This is a genomic window from Allobosea sp. NPDC055594 (assembly GCF_053618995.1).
Genome location: NZ_JBSHIO010000002.1, coordinates 300,845 through 316,391, shown reverse-complemented (window position 1 = coordinate 316,391; position 15,547 = coordinate 300,845). Strand labels below are relative to the sequence as shown.

18 protein-coding genes are annotated in these 15,547 nt (G+C 69.2%); 10 read left to right on the top strand and 8 right to left on the bottom strand.

Annotated features, from left to right (window positions below; all coding sequences use genetic code 11):
- Nucleotides 1-40 precede the first annotated feature (40 nt).
- Entirely contained in the window at nucleotides 41-1,315 is a 1,275-nt protein-coding gene (locus ACWGRX_RS05515) for a peptide ABC transporter permease (RefSeq protein WP_291644804.1), read from the bottom strand.
- Between the two features lie 176 nt (nucleotides 1,316-1,491).
- On the opposite strand from ACWGRX_RS05515, the gene ACWGRX_RS05510 reads away from it, so the two are divergent.
- The 4 genes from ACWGRX_RS05510 to ACWGRX_RS05495 all read left to right on the top strand — a co-directional run bounded on the left by ACWGRX_RS05510 (nucleotide 1,492) and on the right by ACWGRX_RS05495 (nucleotide 3,749).
- Nucleotides 1,492-2,010, top strand: coding sequence for a DUF2478 domain-containing protein (locus ACWGRX_RS05510; RefSeq protein WP_291637280.1), 519 nt, complete (start codon nucleotides 1,492-1,494; stop codon nucleotides 2,008-2,010).
- A 26-nt stretch (nucleotides 2,011-2,036) separates the two neighbouring features.
- Complete coding sequence (locus tag ACWGRX_RS05505; RefSeq protein WP_452116712.1) at nucleotides 2,037-2,930, top strand: formate dehydrogenase accessory sulfurtransferase FdhD; 894 nt, start codon at nucleotides 2,037-2,039, stop codon at nucleotides 2,928-2,930.
- Nucleotides 2,923-3,555, top strand: coding sequence for a molybdenum cofactor guanylyltransferase MobA (gene mobA, locus ACWGRX_RS05500; protein WP_452116711.1), 633 nt, complete (start codon nucleotides 2,923-2,925; stop codon nucleotides 3,553-3,555). The genes ACWGRX_RS05505 and mobA overlap by 8 nt, the downstream gene beginning before the upstream one ends.
- A gap of 71 nt (nucleotides 3,556-3,626) precedes the next feature.
- Nucleotides 3,627-3,749, top strand: coding sequence for a hypothetical protein (locus ACWGRX_RS05495; protein WP_291637273.1), 123 nt, complete (start codon nucleotides 3,627-3,629; stop codon nucleotides 3,747-3,749).
- Here ACWGRX_RS05495 and ACWGRX_RS05490 read toward each other — a convergent pair.
- On the bottom strand, nucleotides 3,746-4,147 hold the full coding sequence (locus ACWGRX_RS05490) for an SRPBCC family protein (RefSeq protein ID WP_452116710.1): 402 nt from the start codon (nucleotides 4,145-4,147) through the stop codon (nucleotides 3,746-3,748). The genes ACWGRX_RS05495 and ACWGRX_RS05490 overlap by 4 nt on opposite strands.
- Nucleotides 4,148-4,347: 200 nt before the next feature.
- On the opposite strand from ACWGRX_RS05490, the gene ACWGRX_RS05485 reads away from it, so the two are divergent.
- Nucleotides 4,348-5,025, top strand: coding sequence for an OmpA family protein (locus ACWGRX_RS05485; RefSeq protein ID WP_452116709.1), 678 nt, complete (start codon nucleotides 4,348-4,350; stop codon nucleotides 5,023-5,025).
- 10 nt (nucleotides 5,026-5,035) lie between these two features.
- Here the strand turns inward: ACWGRX_RS05485 and ACWGRX_RS05480 are convergent, their stop codons facing one another.
- The gene (locus ACWGRX_RS05480) at nucleotides 5,036-6,160 is read right to left on the bottom strand and encodes an Mrp/NBP35 family ATP-binding protein (protein ID WP_452116708.1); all 1,125 of its coding nucleotides are present in this window, start codon (nucleotides 6,158-6,160) and stop codon (nucleotides 5,036-5,038) included.
- A 34-nt stretch (nucleotides 6,161-6,194) separates the two neighbouring features.
- Nucleotides 6,195-6,425 (bottom strand): sulfurtransferase TusA family protein, encoded by a 231-nt coding sequence (locus tag ACWGRX_RS05475; RefSeq protein WP_291644816.1) that lies wholly within the window; start codon nucleotides 6,423-6,425, stop codon nucleotides 6,195-6,197.
- 136 nt (nucleotides 6,426-6,561) lie between these two features.
- Between ACWGRX_RS05475 and ACWGRX_RS05470 the strand changes: the two genes are divergently transcribed.
- Nucleotides 6,562-7,839 carry a c-type cytochrome gene (locus ACWGRX_RS05470; protein ID WP_452116707.1) on the top strand — a complete coding sequence of 426 codons (1,278 nt, stop codon included), beginning with the start codon at nucleotides 6,562-6,564 and terminating at the stop codon, nucleotides 7,837-7,839.
- Nucleotides 7,840-7,858: 19 nt separating this feature from the next.
- Here ACWGRX_RS05470 and minE read toward each other — a convergent pair whose 3' ends face one another.
- From minE to minC, 3 genes are read right to left on the bottom strand one after another with little or no spacing between them, the layout of a single operon-like run.
- Entirely contained in the window at nucleotides 7,859-8,122 is a 264-nt protein-coding gene (gene minE / locus ACWGRX_RS05465; protein ID WP_066467971.1) for a cell division topological specificity factor MinE, read from the bottom strand.
- On the bottom strand, nucleotides 8,119-8,934 hold the full coding sequence (gene minD, locus ACWGRX_RS05460; protein ID WP_452116706.1) for a septum site-determining protein MinD: 816 nt from the start codon (nucleotides 8,932-8,934) through the stop codon (nucleotides 8,119-8,121). The genes minE and minD overlap by 4 nt, the downstream gene beginning before the upstream one ends.
- Before the next feature lie 34 nt (nucleotides 8,935-8,968).
- A complete protein-coding gene (gene minC, locus ACWGRX_RS05455; RefSeq protein WP_452116952.1) occupies nucleotides 8,969-9,721 on the bottom strand; it encodes a septum site-determining protein MinC in 753 nt (250 codons plus the stop codon).
- A gap of 448 nt (nucleotides 9,722-10,169) precedes the next feature.
- On the opposite strand from minC, the gene ACWGRX_RS05450 reads away from it, so the two are divergent.
- Complete coding sequence (locus tag ACWGRX_RS05450; RefSeq protein WP_452116705.1) at nucleotides 10,170-10,913, top strand: nucleotidyltransferase domain-containing protein; 744 nt, start codon at nucleotides 10,170-10,172, stop codon at nucleotides 10,911-10,913.
- Between the two features lie 41 nt (nucleotides 10,914-10,954).
- Here ACWGRX_RS05450 and ACWGRX_RS05445 read toward each other — a convergent pair whose 3' ends face one another.
- Nucleotides 10,955-12,994, bottom strand: coding sequence for a 4Fe-4S binding protein (locus tag ACWGRX_RS05445; RefSeq protein WP_452116704.1), 2,040 nt, complete (start codon nucleotides 12,992-12,994; stop codon nucleotides 10,955-10,957).
- A gap of 141 nt (nucleotides 12,995-13,135) precedes the next feature.
- Here ACWGRX_RS05445 and ACWGRX_RS05440 point away from each other — a divergent pair, with 141 nt between their 5' ends.
- The 3 genes from ACWGRX_RS05440 to ACWGRX_RS05430 all read left to right on the top strand — a co-directional run bounded on the left by ACWGRX_RS05440 (nucleotide 13,136) and on the right by ACWGRX_RS05430 (nucleotide 15,541).
- Nucleotides 13,136-13,867: a biotin/lipoate--protein ligase family protein gene (locus ACWGRX_RS05440; protein ID WP_452116703.1), complete on the top strand. Its 732-nt coding sequence runs from the start codon at nucleotides 13,136-13,138 to the stop codon at nucleotides 13,865-13,867.
- A 115-nt stretch (nucleotides 13,868-13,982) separates the two neighbouring features.
- A complete protein-coding gene (locus ACWGRX_RS05435; protein WP_452116702.1) occupies nucleotides 13,983-14,534 on the top strand; it encodes a DUF6505 family protein in 552 nt (183 codons plus the stop codon).
- Nucleotides 14,531-15,541 carry a DUF6352 family protein gene (locus ACWGRX_RS05430; RefSeq protein ID WP_452116701.1) on the top strand — a complete coding sequence of 337 codons (1,011 nt, stop codon included), beginning with the start codon at nucleotides 14,531-14,533 and terminating at the stop codon, nucleotides 15,539-15,541. The genes ACWGRX_RS05435 and ACWGRX_RS05430 overlap by 4 nt, the downstream gene beginning before the upstream one ends.
- Nucleotides 15,542-15,547: the final 6 nt, after the last annotated feature.

The following is a 15,547-nucleotide window of genomic DNA, read 5'->3' as shown; positions in this document are numbered from 1 at the left end:
GCCTATCGGCCTGTCCCGAAATGGCGAGGCAGCTCCGGCGCTACTGCCCCGCAGGCAGTTTCGGCGCCTTCGGCCGCCGGCTGAGCGGCGCGACGGGGCGCTCGGTCCGGTACTGGCCGCGGGCGATCGCCGTGAAGAGCAGGGCGACGGCCGTCAGCGTCATCAGCCACCAGGTCTGGAACGAGGCGAAACCGAGCGCCGCCAGCGAGAAGGCGGTGGCATAGGCCGCGACGCCGCCCGCTGCGAGAGCGCCGGGCATGCGGCCCGCGGCGGTGATGGCGAAATACAGGGCGAGCGCGGCGGTGGCCGCGCCGACCAGTCCGAGCTCGTACCAGGTTTCGAACAGGATCGTGGTCGGCACTTCCAGCGGCAGCGCGCCGGTGACGCGGCCGCGCAGCACGGTGTCGAGCCCGTGCCCGGTGATCAGCTGGATCGGTCGGCTCGAGATAATATCGGCCCAGATATCGAGCCCGACGGCGACCGTGCTGAAGGCGTTCGGCGAAAGCCGCAGGATCGGCGCCAGCAGGAAGGGCAATAGAGGCGCGAGCAGCATCAGCCCCGCGACGACGCAGCCGACCAGCCTGGCTCCGACGCGCCGGTCGGCACTGACCGCGCCGAAGGCGATGGCGCCGAACAGCATGGCGGCCGCCTCGCCATCCTCGAAGCGCGTCAATGCCAGCAGGCCGACGACGAGAGCGAGGCCGAGCGCGGTCAGTCCGCGCTCACGCGACAAGAGCCAGGCCAGGGCGGGCCAGGACATGATCAGCACGACGCTGACGCCGCGCTCGACGCTGCCGGCCTCGTTGGCGGCACGCGAGCCCGCCGGGCTCAGCGCCTCGGTCAGCAGCAGGCCGAGCGCCAGCAGCGCCGCGAGCCCGGTGCCGAGGGCGGCGAGATTGAGGTTGGAGGCGCGCATCCGTTCGGGCAGGGCCGCCGCCCCCGCAAAGCCGAGCAGCACGGCAAGAAAGAGGTTGCCCGCCTTCTCGCTGGCCGAGCCCGTATAGGGGCTCCAGACCAGCGACAGCACCGCCCAGGCCACCAGCGCCAGCAATGTCAGCCCGGCGAGGCCGGATAGCGAACTCTTCAGATTGTTGCCGAATTCGGAGGGGTTCTCGATCAGCGCGGCGATGACCAGCAGAACGACCCCGATCGGCGCCAGCACCACTGCGGCGCGGCGCGAGACCAGCGATGCGAGCGGCAGGGCGAGCGCCAGCGTCGCGAAGCCGATACGGCGCAGCAGCAACGCCGCGGAGGCGGCGGGATCGAGCGGGATCTGGGCGTTCGGGCGGGTCATCGGCGGTACGCGTTCGAGCACGAGGCCGCGTCTCCGGAAGGTTCGCCGGCGCCAGCCCTTGCTACCTTAGCGTTTGTCGCCGCCGCCGACTGTAGGTGCGGTGCAACAGTGTCGCTGCATCTCGGCGGCGCAAATGCTGGCCGATGCCGCGAATGCGCACTGGCCGAAGGCCGGATTCCGTGAGATGAAAGGGCGACATGACCACTCCGCTTGCCGCGATCGTCTACGCTTCCGGCTTCCCCATCGACGAGTTGATGGCGGAGGTCGCCGCCTGCCTCAGGCAGGGCGAGGTTCGGCTCGGTGGCGTCGTCCAGCATAATCAGGACGATTGCAGCAGCGGCTGCGCCAGCATGGTGCTGGAGGATCTCGCCTCCGGCCGGATTTTCGCGATCAGCGAGGACCGCGGCGCCGGCGCGACCGGCTGCCGGCTCGATGCTGCCGGACTTGCCGCCGCCGGCGGGGCGGTCGCAAGCGCGATCGACGGCACCGTCGATCTGCTGATCATCAACAAGTTCGGCAAGCAGGAGGCGCTCGGCCAGGGCCTGAGGGCCGAGATCGCCGCCGGTTTCCTCAGCGGGCTACCGCTCCTGACCGCGGTGCGCGAGGACATGCTCGGCGCCTGGGGCGAGTTCGTCGGAGAGGCCTGGCAGCGTCTGCCGCCCGAGCGCGCCGCCATCGAAGGCTGGGCGCTGTCCTGCCTGCGCCAGCCTGCCTGACCGCCTGCGCGGAGCTTCGTGATACCTTGCCGACCGGTGGCGATTTCCTCGACGACTACCTCGTCCGCCCTGACCCCGCGGCGGCGCGACTCGGCGCCACCGTGCGCGGCATCGACCAGACCGGGGCTGCGGTCGAGACCCGGGTCGTCACCGAGCGGGCGCTGACGCTCTATCTCAACGCCCAGGAGATCGTCACCATGATGACGATCGGCGACCATCCCGACTATCTGGCGCTGGGCTATCTGCTCAACCAGAACATGCTGAAGCGTGGCGACCTCGTCGAGGCGGTCGACTATGACGAGGAGCTCGAGGTCGTGGTGGTGCGCACGCCCGAGCGCACCGATTTCGAGCAGAAGCTGAAGAAGAAGACGCTGACCTCGGGCTGCGCGCAGGGCACCGCCTTCGGCGACCTGATGGAGGCGATCGACGAGATCGAGCTGCCCGAGGCCGAGCTGCGCACCAGCTGGCTCTATGCGCTGACGCGCAAGATCAACACCACGCCCTCGCTCTATCTGGAAGCCGGCGCGATCCATGGCTGCGTGCTCTGCGAGCGCGACAAGCCCTTGGTCTATATGGAGGATGTCGGCCGCCACAATGCCGTCGACAAGGTCGCCGGCTGGCTGTTCCGCCATGATGTCGACCCCGGCAAGATGATCTTCTACACCACCGGCCGCCTGACCTCGGAAATGGTGATCAAGACGGTGCGCATGGGTATCCCGATCCTGGTCTCGCGCTCCGGCTTCACCGAATGGGGCGTCGAGCTCGCCCGCAAGGCCGGGCTGACCCTGATCGGCCGCGCACGCGGCAAGCGCTTCATCGCGCTCTCCGGCGAGGATCGCATCGTCTTCGACCAGGATCCCGAGACGGTCGAGGAGGAGGGCGGTAAGCATCGTCGCAAGGGCGCCGGCGGCGATGACTGAGCCGCACCCTCCGACGCTCGGACTCCTGCTGGCCGGCGGACTCGCCCGCCGCATGGGCGGCGGCGACAAGCCGCTGCGCACCATCGCCGGGCGCACCATCCTGGCGCATGTGATCGAGCGCTTCGGCTCGCAATGCGACGGGCTGCTGATCAACGCCAATGGCGACCCGGCGCGCTTCGCCGATTACGGCCTGCCGGTCGCCGGCGACAGCGTGCCGGATTTCGCCGGCCCGCTCGCCGGAATCCTCGCCGGTCTCGATTGGCTGGCGGAGAACCGTCCGGGCATCGACTGGATGGTCAGCGTCGCCGCCGACACGCCCTTCATCCCAAAGGACCTGGTCGCGCGGCTGCATGCGGCTCGCAGCGCCACCGGCGTACCGCTGGCCTGCGCCGCCTCGGGCGGCTGGACGCATCCGGTGATCGGGCTCTGGCCGGTTACGCTGCGCGAAGCGCTGCGCCATGCGCTGACCGTCGAGGGCGAGCGCAAGATCGACCGCTGGACCGCCCGCCACGGCGTCGCCAGCGCCGAATGGGCGAGCGAGCCGGTCGATCCCTTCTTCAATGCCAATCGCCCGGAAGACCTGGCCGAGGCGGAGCGACTCCATGCCCGGCTCGGCACTGCTTGATCGCCTTTGGCGGAGTGACTAGCTTCAACCGATAAGCTCTGCCTATTGGCATGCTCTTGTGGGGAAGCAGCATGAAGTCCTTTGTCTTCGCCGTCGTGTTCGCCGTTGCCGCCGCCTATGGCGCCAGCCTGGTGCTTGCTCACTTCCAGCGCCCGGTCGAGGTCGCCTTCGCGACGAGCGGCGTCCGGCTCTAACCCGCCAGCAAGGCCTTGAGCTTTGCGAGGTCGCGCGACACCCAGGCGGCGTCGCGCGCGAACTCGTCCTCGCTCATGCCGGGGCGCCGGTAGAGCGTGAAGACCAGCTCGCAGCCATCGCCATTTGCGAGCAGCCGCATCGGATTGTGCATCGGCTCGCCATCGTCCGGGATGACGCTGTGGTCGAGCACGCCATGATCATTGTGGGGGCTGAAGCGCAGCGTCATCGGCCCCATCGGCGTCCGGGCCCGCCAGTCGTGCCCACCGGCGGGCTCGAATCCATCGCCCAGCCCGGAAGCCCATTGCGGAAAATTGGCCGGCTCGGCCAGGAATTCATAGACTTCCGCGAAAGGGCGCTCGATTCCGATGCCGATATGGCGCGCCGGCTGCACTGCCATGGCGAGTCTCCTCCATTATCTAGAACATAGGGCGAACGGTAGTGCCTGCCGCCGGCCGGCGCCAGAGGGTGCGGGCGCTTGCAAGCCGGGCTGGAGCGTGGTCCGGTCGCTGCCGCTGGATTCGCCGCATGCGCATCGCTCGCGGGGAGCGCTGTCCTGGCCGGGATCGGCGGCATGGAAGGACAGTGGAATCTGGGTCGATGAGCGATACCGCCGAGCTTTCGAGAAAAATCGTTCGGATCACCGGCTATGGCACGGCGTTCGTCGCTGGCGTGCTGGCGGTTGCGGCCGTGACGCTCTGGCTGCTCGATCTGTTCTTTCCGGCGCCGCTGACGGCGCCGAAAGCACCGCCTGCCGCCGTGCTGCATCCGGCCGGGGAGGCGGCCCTTTCGTCTCAGCCTTCGATCGCGCGCGCCCCCGGCTCTGATCCGCGGCCGGATCAGTTGCCGCGGATCAGGGCCGAACTCGCTGCTGAGATCGCTAGCGGTGCCGTCACGGTCGATCCTTTCGGCGGCTATATCGCGATCCGTGTTGCCGCCTCCGGCAGTTTCGAGCCCGGCGGCGCCGCATTGCTGCCGGGCTTCACCGCCACCGGACGTCGGATCGCAGCGGTGGTCGAGCGGCAGCCGGGCGCGGTGCACGTCGTCGGCCACAGCGATGACCGGGCTCCGCCGAAGGGAGGCCGGTACAAGGACAATCAGGCGCTTTCGAGCGCCCGCGCGAGCGCCCTCGCCGAATTGCTGCGCGGCGGGCTCAGCGACGGATCGCGGCTGAGCGCCGAAGGGCGGGGCGGCCGCGAGCCGATCGCCGCCAATGCAACGTCCGACGGACGCAGCCGCAACCAGCGTGTCGAAGTGCTGCTGGTGCGGGCGCTGTAAGGGCTGACGCCTATTCGATGACGATACGCGGCGCCGCCCGCACCGGGCCGCTCAGCCCATCCCGGACCTGCCGTGCGATCGCGAGATAGGCTTTCGCATGGGCGCCGTCCGGGTCGCTCGCGACGATCGGTCGGCCGCCATCGGAGGTCTCGCGGATCGGCATCGCCAGCGGAATCTCGCCGAGGAAGGGCACGTCCTGCCGCTCCGCCTCGTGTCGCGCCCCGCCATGAGCGAAGATGTCGGAGCGGTGGCCGCATTCCGGGCAGACGAAATAGCTCATGTTCTCGACGATTCCGAGGATCGGCACCTCGACCTTCTTGAACATGGCGACACCGCGGCGGGCATCGAGCAAAGCGAGGTCTTGCGGCGTCGAGACGATCACGGCGCCGGCGAGCGGCGTCTGCTGGGCCATGGTGAGCTGGGCGTCGCCGGTGCCCGGCGGCATGTCGACGACCAGCACGTCGAGCTCGCCCCAGGCGACCTCGCGCAGCATCTGGGTGATCGCCGAGATCACCATCGGCCCGCGCCAGATCATCGGCGTTTCCTCGTCGATCAGGAAGCCGATCGACATGATCTTCAGCCCATAGGCCTCCATCGGCGCGAGCGTGCGACCGGAGACCAGCCGCGGCTTGCCGGAAATGCCGAAGATCTTCGGCACCGAGGGGCCGTAGATATCGGCGTCGAGCACGCCGACCTTGAGGCCGAGCGTCGCCAGCGCCACCGCGAGATTGGCGGTGGTCGTCGACTTGCCGACGCCGCCCTTGCCGCTGGCGACGGCGATGATCTGCTTGACGCCGGGCACGCCGGCGGCTTTGGGCACGGCGCCGCCCGGACCGGCCTGCGCCTGCCGACGGGCCTGGGTCGCGGCCGACGCTCCGGCGGAGGGCGCCTTGTCGGCGGTCAGCCCGACGAGCACCTGCCGTACGCCCGGCAGGCCGCTGACCGCGCTTTCGGCGGCCTTGCGCACCGGCTCCATCGCCGCCGCCTCGGTCGCGTCGATGCCGATGGCGAAGATGATCTTGCCGTCGTCGATCAGGATGTCGCCGATCCGGCCGGAGGCGGCGAGCGATTGCCCGCTCGCCGGCAGCTTCACCAGTTCGAGCGCGCGCAGAATGTCGTTTCGGGAGAGGGCCACGGTCGCGGGCTCCGGTTGCTGCAGGCTGGCGGCGTCAGGCCGCCGCTTTGCGGATATGGAAGACGAGCAGGCCGTCCTCGGCGCTGCTTTGCTCGATGCTGTCGCCGGTCTCGCGCATCAGGTTCGGGATGTCGATCGCCGCCATCGGATCGGTGCATTCGACCAGGAAGAGCGCGCCGGGCTCGGCCCCTTTCAGCGCCTTGCGGACGCGCAAGGCGGGGAGGGGGCATTTGAGGCCCCGCAGGTTGAGCGGGATCGAGGTCATCGGCGCAGCCTGTCGAAAACGATGCATCTCATATGACGGCTTTTCGTGCCGGGGCAACTGCGGCCCTTCAACGCTCCGCCATGGCGAAGTGCTGCGAGTGCCTTGCCAAGGCCGCAAGCTGCGACATGATCGCGGCATGAGAACGCTTTGGACCGCCCTTTTCGCGCTGCTCACCCTCCTGCCTGCCGCCACCTCCGCCCAGGAACTGCGCGGCCATGGCGGCCCGGTGCGGGCGGTCGCCGTCGCCCCCGATGGCAGGCGGGCGCTGACCGGCTCCTTCGACCAGTCGGCGATTCTCTGGAACCTTGCTGCCGGAAGCGCCGAGACGGTGCTGCGCTTCCATCAGGGCGCGATCAATGCCGCGGTTGCGATCAAGGGGATCGGCTTCGCCACTGGCGGCGAGGACGGCAAGATCGCGCTCTGGCAGGGCGCAGCCGCCGAGCCGGCAAAGGTCTTTGACGGGCATAAGGGGCAGGTCGCGGCGCTGGCGCTTTCGCCGGACGGCACGCGGCTCGCTTCCGCCTCCTGGGACGAGACGGTGCGGATCACCGCGCTCGCCGATGGCGCAGTGCGGGTGCTCGAAGGCCACAAGGGGCCGGTCAACGGCGTCGCCTTCCTGCCGGGGGGCGGGCTCGTCTCCTCGGGCTATGATGCGAGCTTGCGGATCTGGCCGGCCGAAGGCGGCGTGCCTGTCGTCGTCACCGTGCCGGCGCCGCTGAACGGTGTCGTCGTCGCGCCCGATGGCGAGATCGCGGTCGCCGCCGCCGATGGCTGCCTGCGCCTGTTCGGGCCGGATGGTTCGGCGCGGGCCGAGGTCTCAATCGGCGAGACGCCGCTGATCGCGCTCGCCATCTCCGCCGATGGTGCGACGATCGCTGTCGGCGGGCTGCGCGGCCAGGTCGCCCTGATCGAGCGCCGGACGCGGGCGATCCGCGCCACCCTGATCGGGCCGGGCCTGCCGGTCTGGTCGCTCGCCTTCCTGCCCGATGGGCGAGAGCTTCTCTCCGGCGGGGCCGACCGGCTGGTCAGGCGCTGGAATGCGGTGACCGGCGAGCATGTCGGCACGGTCGTGCCGCGGGCCGGGGAGGATGCGCTCGCGGCCCTCAAGGGCGAGCGCGGCGCCGAGGTCTTCCGCGCCTGCGCCGCCTGTCACACCCTGACGCCTGCCGATGGCAACCGCGCCGGGCCGACGCTGCACGGCATCTTCGGCCGCCGCATCGCCACCGCCCCGGGCTATGCCTTCTCGGCGGCGCTGAAGGGCATGGACATCGTCTGGAGCAAGGAGACGGTGTCCAGATTGTTCGAGCTCGGCCCCAATGCCTACACGCCCGGCACCAAGATGCCCGAGCAGACCATCGGCTCGGCGGCCGACCGGCAGGCGCTGGTCGATTGGCTTGAGAAGGTCACGCGCTGAGCAAAAGAAAAGGCGGCCCTCAGGCCGCCTTCTTGCCCGCATCGAACGGGATCTCGATGTCGACGGCGAGAGTCGAGACCTTGGCACCGCGCTCCATCTTGACGGTGACCTTCTCGTCGTCGATCTGCACATGCTTGGCGATGACGCGCAGGATCTCCTCGCGCAGCTTGGTGACGAGATCCGAACCGCCGACCGTGGCGCGTTCATGGGCGAGCAGCACCTGCAGCCGATCGCGCGCGGCAGGGGCCGACTGGGAGCGGGAAAACAGGCGACGGAAGTTCATGCCGCTTTCCTTCCGAAGATCTTGCCGAAGAAGCTGCGCTTCTCGCCGGGGACGGCGACCGGCAGGGTCTCGCCCTTGAGGCGACGGGCCGCCTCGAAATAGGCGATCGCCGGAGCGCTGCGATTGTCGGCCAGCGTGACGGGCGAGCCGACATTGGAGGCGCGCAGCACGTCCATGCTTTCCGGGATGATGCCGAGCAGCGGGATCGAGAGGATCTCGAGGACGTCGTCGACCTTCAGCATGTCGCCGCGCTCGGCCCGGACCGGGTCGTAGCGGGTGAGCAGCAGATGCTTCTCCATGCGCTCGCCGTTCTCGGCCTTCAGCGTCTTGGAATCGAGCAGGCCGATGATGCGGTCGGAATCGCGCACCGAGGAGACTTCCGGATTGGTCACGACGATGGCGACGTCGGCATGGCGCATGGCGAGCGTCGCGCCGCGCTCGATGCCGGCCGGGCTGTCGCAGATCACCCAGTCGAAGGCGGATTTCAGGGCTGCGATGACCTTCTCGACGCCTTCCTGCGTGAGATTGTCCTTGTCGCGGGTCTGGGAGGCCGCGAGCAGGTAGAGCGTCTCGACCCGCTTGTCGCGGATCAGCGCCTGCGCCAGCTTGGCTTCGCCCTGAATCACGTTGACGAGGTCGTAGACCACCCGCCGTTCGGCCCCCATGACGAGGTCGAGATTGCGCAGGCCGACGTCGAAATCGACGACCACGACCTTCTCGCCGTTTTGCGCGAGGGCGGCGCCGAGCGCGGCGGAGGAGGTCGTTTTGCCGACGCCGCCCTTGCCCGATGTGACTACGATGACCTTGCCCATGGACCTCTCCCGTTGATGTGGATGCGCCGTCATTTCAGGCGAGTGCTCCGACCTTGAACGTTTCGCCTTCCAGCCAGAACTGGACGGTCTTGCCGTGGAGGTCGGCCTCCAGGTCCTCGGCCGTCTTGTAGTAGCCGTCGATTGCGACGAGCTCGGCTTCGAGCTTGCGGCAGAAGATGCGCGCCGAGGCGTTGCCCATCGTGCCGGCCATCGCCCGTCCGCGGAGCGTGCCGTAGATATGGATCGAGCCGCCGGCGATGACCTCGGCCCCCGATGCGACCGAGCCGACAATGGTCACGTCGCCTTCGGTGAAGATGATCGACTGCCCCGAGCGCACCGGCTGGGTGATGACGATCGAAGGCGTCGCCTTCACGGGCTGCGGCTCGGCGGGAACCAACTCTTCTGCAGGCTCCGCGCTTTCGACGACCACGGCTTCCTTCGCCTCCTCGGCGGCCGGAGCCTCGAAATCCGCAGCCTCGCGCCCGCCGGACATGGCCGGCGGCAGATCCGGGCTGAGCCAGGACGGCCGCGCGCCCTCGATGCCCATGATCCGTACCTTGCGCGCCGAAAGCTGGGCGACCAGATCGCGCAGCTGCTGGCGGTCGATCTCGAGGCCTTCGACGTCGAGCACCACCGGTCGCCGCAGGAAGAAGCCGGCGGAGCGGGCGGCGAGATCGTCGAGCCGCGTCAGCCAATCCTCGAAGGGCAGCTCCGGGTTCAGCGTCAGCGCGAGATAGGATCGCCCCTTGAGGCGTATCGGCCGAGATTGGGTTAACACGTTGGTCATCTTGGTTAATTTTGCGTTTCCCGGATGTAGCCAGGGAATGGTTAACAAGCGGTAAAACATTCGCCGCTGCCCCATCGGAACAGGCGTGGCGGAAATTGCGTGGCGAGCGAAAAATACCTTTCCGATCATGGCGTTGGGAAATGTTTGCGCGCTGTTGAAAACCCGCTGTGGCGGGCAGATGCGGCCTGGCCGGCCAGCGGTCCGCAGAGGGCATCCCTGAGCGTGGCCGGCCGGGCGTCTGGCCGTCCGGAAGCCCGATTTCGCGGGCGTGGCGCGTCCTTGGAGGGGCACGATCGGGCGCGCTCGGAACGGCGGTCGAGTCGGGATCGCGCATCGGCCGATTCGCGTGCGTGGCAGGGTTGCAAGCCGCGTGGCGATCGACCGCCCCTGCAGGTGGCGGACAAGGACGTGCAGAGCGGCTATCTCCGCGGATCGATCGGAGAGAGCGATGTTTGCAGGATGCCCCACCCCGTCAGAGGCGCTCGCCGTGGCTCAGGCGGTGTTCGCCTCGCGTTATGCCGGCGCCGCATTCGCCTTCGCCGCGGGCTCGATCATGCGCGGCGAGGGCACACGCCTCTCCGATCTCGACCTCGTGGTCCTCTACGACCAGCTTGAGGCGGCTTGGCGCGAATCGTTCCTGGCCGAGGGCATCCCGGTCGAGGCTTTCGTCCATGACCACGAGACGCTGGGCTGGTTCATCGAGACCGATATCGCGCAGGGCAATCCCAGCCTGCTGCACATGATCGCCGAAGGGGTGGTCATCGGCGACGCTCGCGGCCGCGCAGCCGCTCTGCAGCGGGATGTCGCGCGACGGCTTGCCGAGGGGCCGCCGCGCCTGCCGCCCGCCAGGCTCAACGTCCTGCGCTATGAGATTACCGACGCCATCGACGATCTGCGTGGCGAAAGGAGTCCGGCCGAAATCCTGGCGATCGGCGCCATGCTGTATCCGCGCCTGGTCGAGCTCGCCCTGCGCCGGCGTGGGCGCTGGAACGGAGCCGGGAAATGGGGGCCGCGCCGGCTCGCCGAGGCGGATGCCGGCCTCGCCGGGCGCTGCGACGCCGCCTTTCGCGCCCTTTTCGCGGCTGGCGCCTGCGAAGAGGTCATCGCCCTGACCGAGGAGGAGCTGGCGCCTCATGGCGGACGCCTGTTCGATGGCGATTACCGCCGCGCTTCTCCGCTCTGCCGCGCCTAGATTTGGCTGTCCCGTGGGCCGGAGCGTGCTCTCAGGCTGGCCTATTGCAGTGGGTCCTCGCCGCGTTCGGCGCGCTCGCGCAGATAATCGTCGGTGGTGCGCACCGGCGGGCGCTGCGGCGCCAGATGCGGGTCGAAGCTCTCATTGACCACGACCTCGACCCGGCAATCCTCGCACATGCGCAGGATCGAGGCGCGCTTGGCGCCTTCGCCGGCGAACATCCAGTGCCGGTTTTCCAGTTTGGCGGCGATCTTCTCGATCGTGCTCTTGACCCCGAAAGCCTTGCCGCAGGCGATGCAGTGGAATGGCTCCTCCTGCTTCAGGACCCTGCGGCCGGCCTTCCAGGCGTCGAAATCGATCTGCGGCGCGAGCGTGATCACCTTTTCCGGGCAGGTCGCGGCGCAGAGCCCGCATTGCACGCAGAGATCTTCCTGGAAGCTCAGCGTCGGCCGTTCGGGATCGTCGCCGAGCGCGCCGACCGGGCAGGCCGAGACGCAGGCGAGGCAGAGCGTGCAGCCATCGGTGTCGAGATTGACCGTGCCGAAGGGCGCGCGGGCCGGCATCGCCACGCTGCCGGCCGGCTCGGGCGCCGCGGCGTGCAGTTCCTCGACGATCTGGCGCAGCAGCGGCCGACCGTCGCCCATCGGCCGGAACCGGGCCGGCTGCGGCGCAACCCGGCCGGGCAGGATGCTGGCGAGGGCTGCGCCGAGCGCCTCGGGATCGTCGGTCTCGATCAGGGCTGCGCGCGGCTCGCCGAAGCCGAGCGCGCCGGAGAGCGCATTGGCATAGTCGAGATTGCGCTGGAGGCCGGACAGGTCGTGCTTCGGCTTTGCCCGCGAGAGCACGCGTACCGCCGCGGCCCCGAAGGCGAGCGCGGCCGCGAAGCTCTCCATGCCGAGCTGGGTGATCTCGTTGACGCGCAGCGGCAGGACGCGCGCCGGCAGGCCGTCGCCATGGCGGGCGAGGGCGTCGATCAAGGGTTCGCCATGCTCGGCGTCGTGCAGCAACAGAATGGCGTCCTCGCCGCCGGCCTCGGCATAGGTGACGAGCAAAGTGCGCAGTTTGCGCAGCAGCGCGTCGGTCGGCGGCAGGGCGTAGGTCACCGCGCCGGTCGGGCAGACCGCGGCGCAGGCGCCGCAGCCGGCGCAGATCTCGGCCGAGATCGCGACATGGTCGCCGGCGGGGCTGATCGCGCCGGTCGGGCAGAGCTCGAGGCAGCGCGTGCAGCCGGTCCGGCTGGCGCGCGAATGGGCGCAGAGTCCCTCGTCCAGCGCGACATAGCGTGGCTTGTCGAATTCGCCGACGAGCTGGCTCGCGGCGAAAATCAGGCGCTCGACCGCGGCAGGATCGCGCGGGTCGGCACGCAGATAGCCGGCGCGCAGATCACCGGCGGGAAAGAGCGGGGTGCCGCCGCTGATGTCGATGACGACGTCGCAATGCGAGACCGCCCCGTTGCGCGGGGCCTCGAAGACCAGCCAGGCCCGCGAGGAGGGGGAGGGGGCGGCATAGTCGTCGACGCTAAGCTCGAAGGCGCCGAGCCAGCCGGTCGCGCGGCCGATCGTGCCCTTCAGCACCGGGAAATTGTCGAGCCGCGGCGGCGCGATCTCGCCCGGCCGCGTCAGCAGCACGGTGACGTCGAGATGCTCGGCGAGGCGCTGCGCCAGCGCGATCGCGCCGTCGTCGCGGCCATAGATCAGCGCCACGCCCTTGCTGGTGAGCGTGGTGAAGCCGGCCGGCGGCATCGGCTCGCTCGCCGCGGCGAGCAGCGCCGCCATTTTCGGGCCGGCGGATTTCGCCTCCCGCGACCAGCCGGCGGCCTCCCGGATATTGGCGAAGACGAGGTCGCCGGCGTAATCGAGATCGGCCGCCACCTCCTCGAACAACGGCGCCTCCTGGGTGCAGGCGACGGTGATCGCCTCGCTCTTGGCGAGCATGTCCTGGAAGCGTTCGATCTGGCTGCGGCAGAGATGACGGTGCTGGCTGATGCCGGCGCCCTTGCAGCCGCGCTGCAGGGCGGCGCCGTCGAGCGGCATCGTATCCTCGCACGAGCAGACCATCAGCGTGCGTGCGACTTCGGTCATCGGGGCCGTATTCCTCGAAAGCTGGCGAGCGCGTCTTTCGTCGCCCTTGCGATAATTCATGCTTATATGGAATTGGAACGACTCCAAAGAAGCAAGCCCGCTTCGAGCGGTCTCGGGGATGTGGGAGAGATGGCGGCAGGGTTGGCTAGACCGGACGATCTCAGGCGCGAACCGGTGCTGCCGCCGGGGTTTTCGCTGGTGACGCTGCGCGAATCCGGCGACGCCTTCGGCCATGCCCAGGCGATCGCCGATGAGGCCGGCGCCGCGACCTTGGTCTGGGTGCGACGTTTCGACATCGTCGAATTCGCGGTCGTGCTGGAGCCCGACGCGATTCTCGCCGAGGCCCGGCTCGCCCACTACCTTGCGATGAATGCGCTCGCTGACGCGCTCGCCATCCATTCTCCGCCGGAGCGGCCCGTGCTGTTCCGCTGGCCCGACGCCCTGACCTATGATCTCGGCCTGATCGGCGGCGGCCGGCTGGCCTGGCCGGCCGATTGCCCGGAGAAGCAGGTGCCGGACTGGCTCGTCTTCGGCGCCATGGTCCGCGCCACCACCATGTCGCCCTTCCAGCCCGGCCAGACCGGCGTCGGCATGGCGGAGGAGGGCTTCGAGGAGGTCGATGCGGTCGACCTGATCGAGGCCTTCGCCCGCCATCTCATGCTCGGCGTCAGCCGCTGGCAGGCGGAGGGCGCCAAGCCGACGGTCAGGCGCTGGCTCGACCGGCTGGAGAAGGTGACGGGTGTCCGCCACGGCATCGAGCCGAATGGCGATCTGGTCGCGACCTCCCAGCATGGGACAGAGCGCAAGGGCCTCGTCGAGGCGCTCGCCAGGGTCGACTGGCTCGATCGCGAGAGTGGCGGGCCGAAGCTGTGAGCGCCATCGTCATTGCGAGGAGCGTAGCGAGGAAGCAATCTAAGGGCCGTCGCTCGTCTTCTTCTGGATTGCTTCGCTGCGCCCGCACTGACGGCAGCTGCCGAGGCGTCACGCTATGACGTCCCTCAAGCTGCCGCGGGCGATCAGGCTCGATCCTTCCGACGGCTTCGTCTTTCGCCGGGCCGCCGAGCCCGGCGAATGGCTCGTCAGCGGTTCCTTCCTGTTCGATCCGCAGCGCGTCGCCGAGCTCGACGCCAAGGGGCGCTCCGCCTTCCGCTCCGGCTTCCTAGGCATCGACAGTTTTGGCTGGAGCACGCTCGCGGTCGTCACGGAAGCGACGCCGGAGGAATATGAGCAGGCCTTGGTGCTGCTCGCCGGACGCTTCGTCGAGAAGCTCGGCGCTCCCGGTCTTTCTGCTGCGCGGGACGCGGCCGCCGAGGAGCTCGCCTTCGCCGCCTCGCTCTGCGATCATCCCCCGCAGACCCTTCTCGCCTTGCGCCGGACGCTGGAGGAGGGCGAGATCCGCGAGCGCTTCCGCATACTGGTGCCGCGTGGCGACCGGCCGAAGGACGCTTTCCGTGCCTTCGAGTTCGTCGAGGTGGAGGGCGAGGAGGAGATCGTGGAGCGGGTCGATCTGATGAATCTCGGCAAGGGCGGCACGCCATGACGCATTTCTGGGCTAGTTCCGGCCATCTCCTACTCGATCGCGAGCCGGGCGGCGGCCTCCTCGTCACCGACGACTTTCTGAAGGCCTATCTGGCGCGTCCGGAAGTGCTGCCGCCGGACGAGGCCTGCGATGCCGAGCGGATGCTGCACACCAGGCTGATGGCGACGCCGCAGGCCGAGGTCGCGGCGAGCGAGATCGCGGCGCTGGCCGATGCCGATGCCCGTGAGAACTGGCGCTTCCTGCTCGGCTGGCGCGACCGGCTGCTTGCGGCGCCGACGCTGGAAGCCGCCTATGCCGGCATCATCCGGAAGGGCGTTTCCGGCGTGCCGCCGCTCTTCCTCGACCAGCTCGTGCACGTCACCCTGCGCGCCGCGCTCGACGAGGAGGATGATCCCTTCGTCGTCCGCGCCGCCGAATGCCTGTTCCGGCCGCAGCGCGTCACCGTCCACGAGAACACCATCCTCCTGGCCGATGCCGAGATGATCGAGGGCCATGAGGCCGACCGGCACGCCTCGCCTCTGCTCGCCATGCTGGGCGGGCCTGCTGCGACCGCGCTCGACCTCCTCAAGAGCACCAATTCGGCGCAGTATTGGCAGCGTTCGGATGCCTTCGACATGGTGCTCGATCTCGGCGGCAAGCCCTCGGGACGCGCCGCGCTTGGCCAGGCCTTGCGCCACTGGATCCGCCAGATCCACGGCTTCGACGTCGGGATCGAGGCGGTGGAGAGCGTCAAGGATGCCGATTGGCGCTGGTTCGTTGGTCTCGACGCGCAGGCGACGGCGGTCGGCAACGCGCTCTGGCGCGGCGAGAGCCTGGAGCCGGAGGCGGCCTCGCGGCTGATCGCGCTTTATAAGCTCGACCTGCCGGCCGAGGTGCCGGTCGTGCCGGCGGCGAAGGGGCGGCCGGTCTATCTGCTGGCGGCGATGGGGCAGGACAAGGTCCTGCGCATCAAGCCGCAGAACCTCGTCGTCGGCCTGCCCCTGGCCGAGCGCGAGATGGTGAATTGAGGAGGC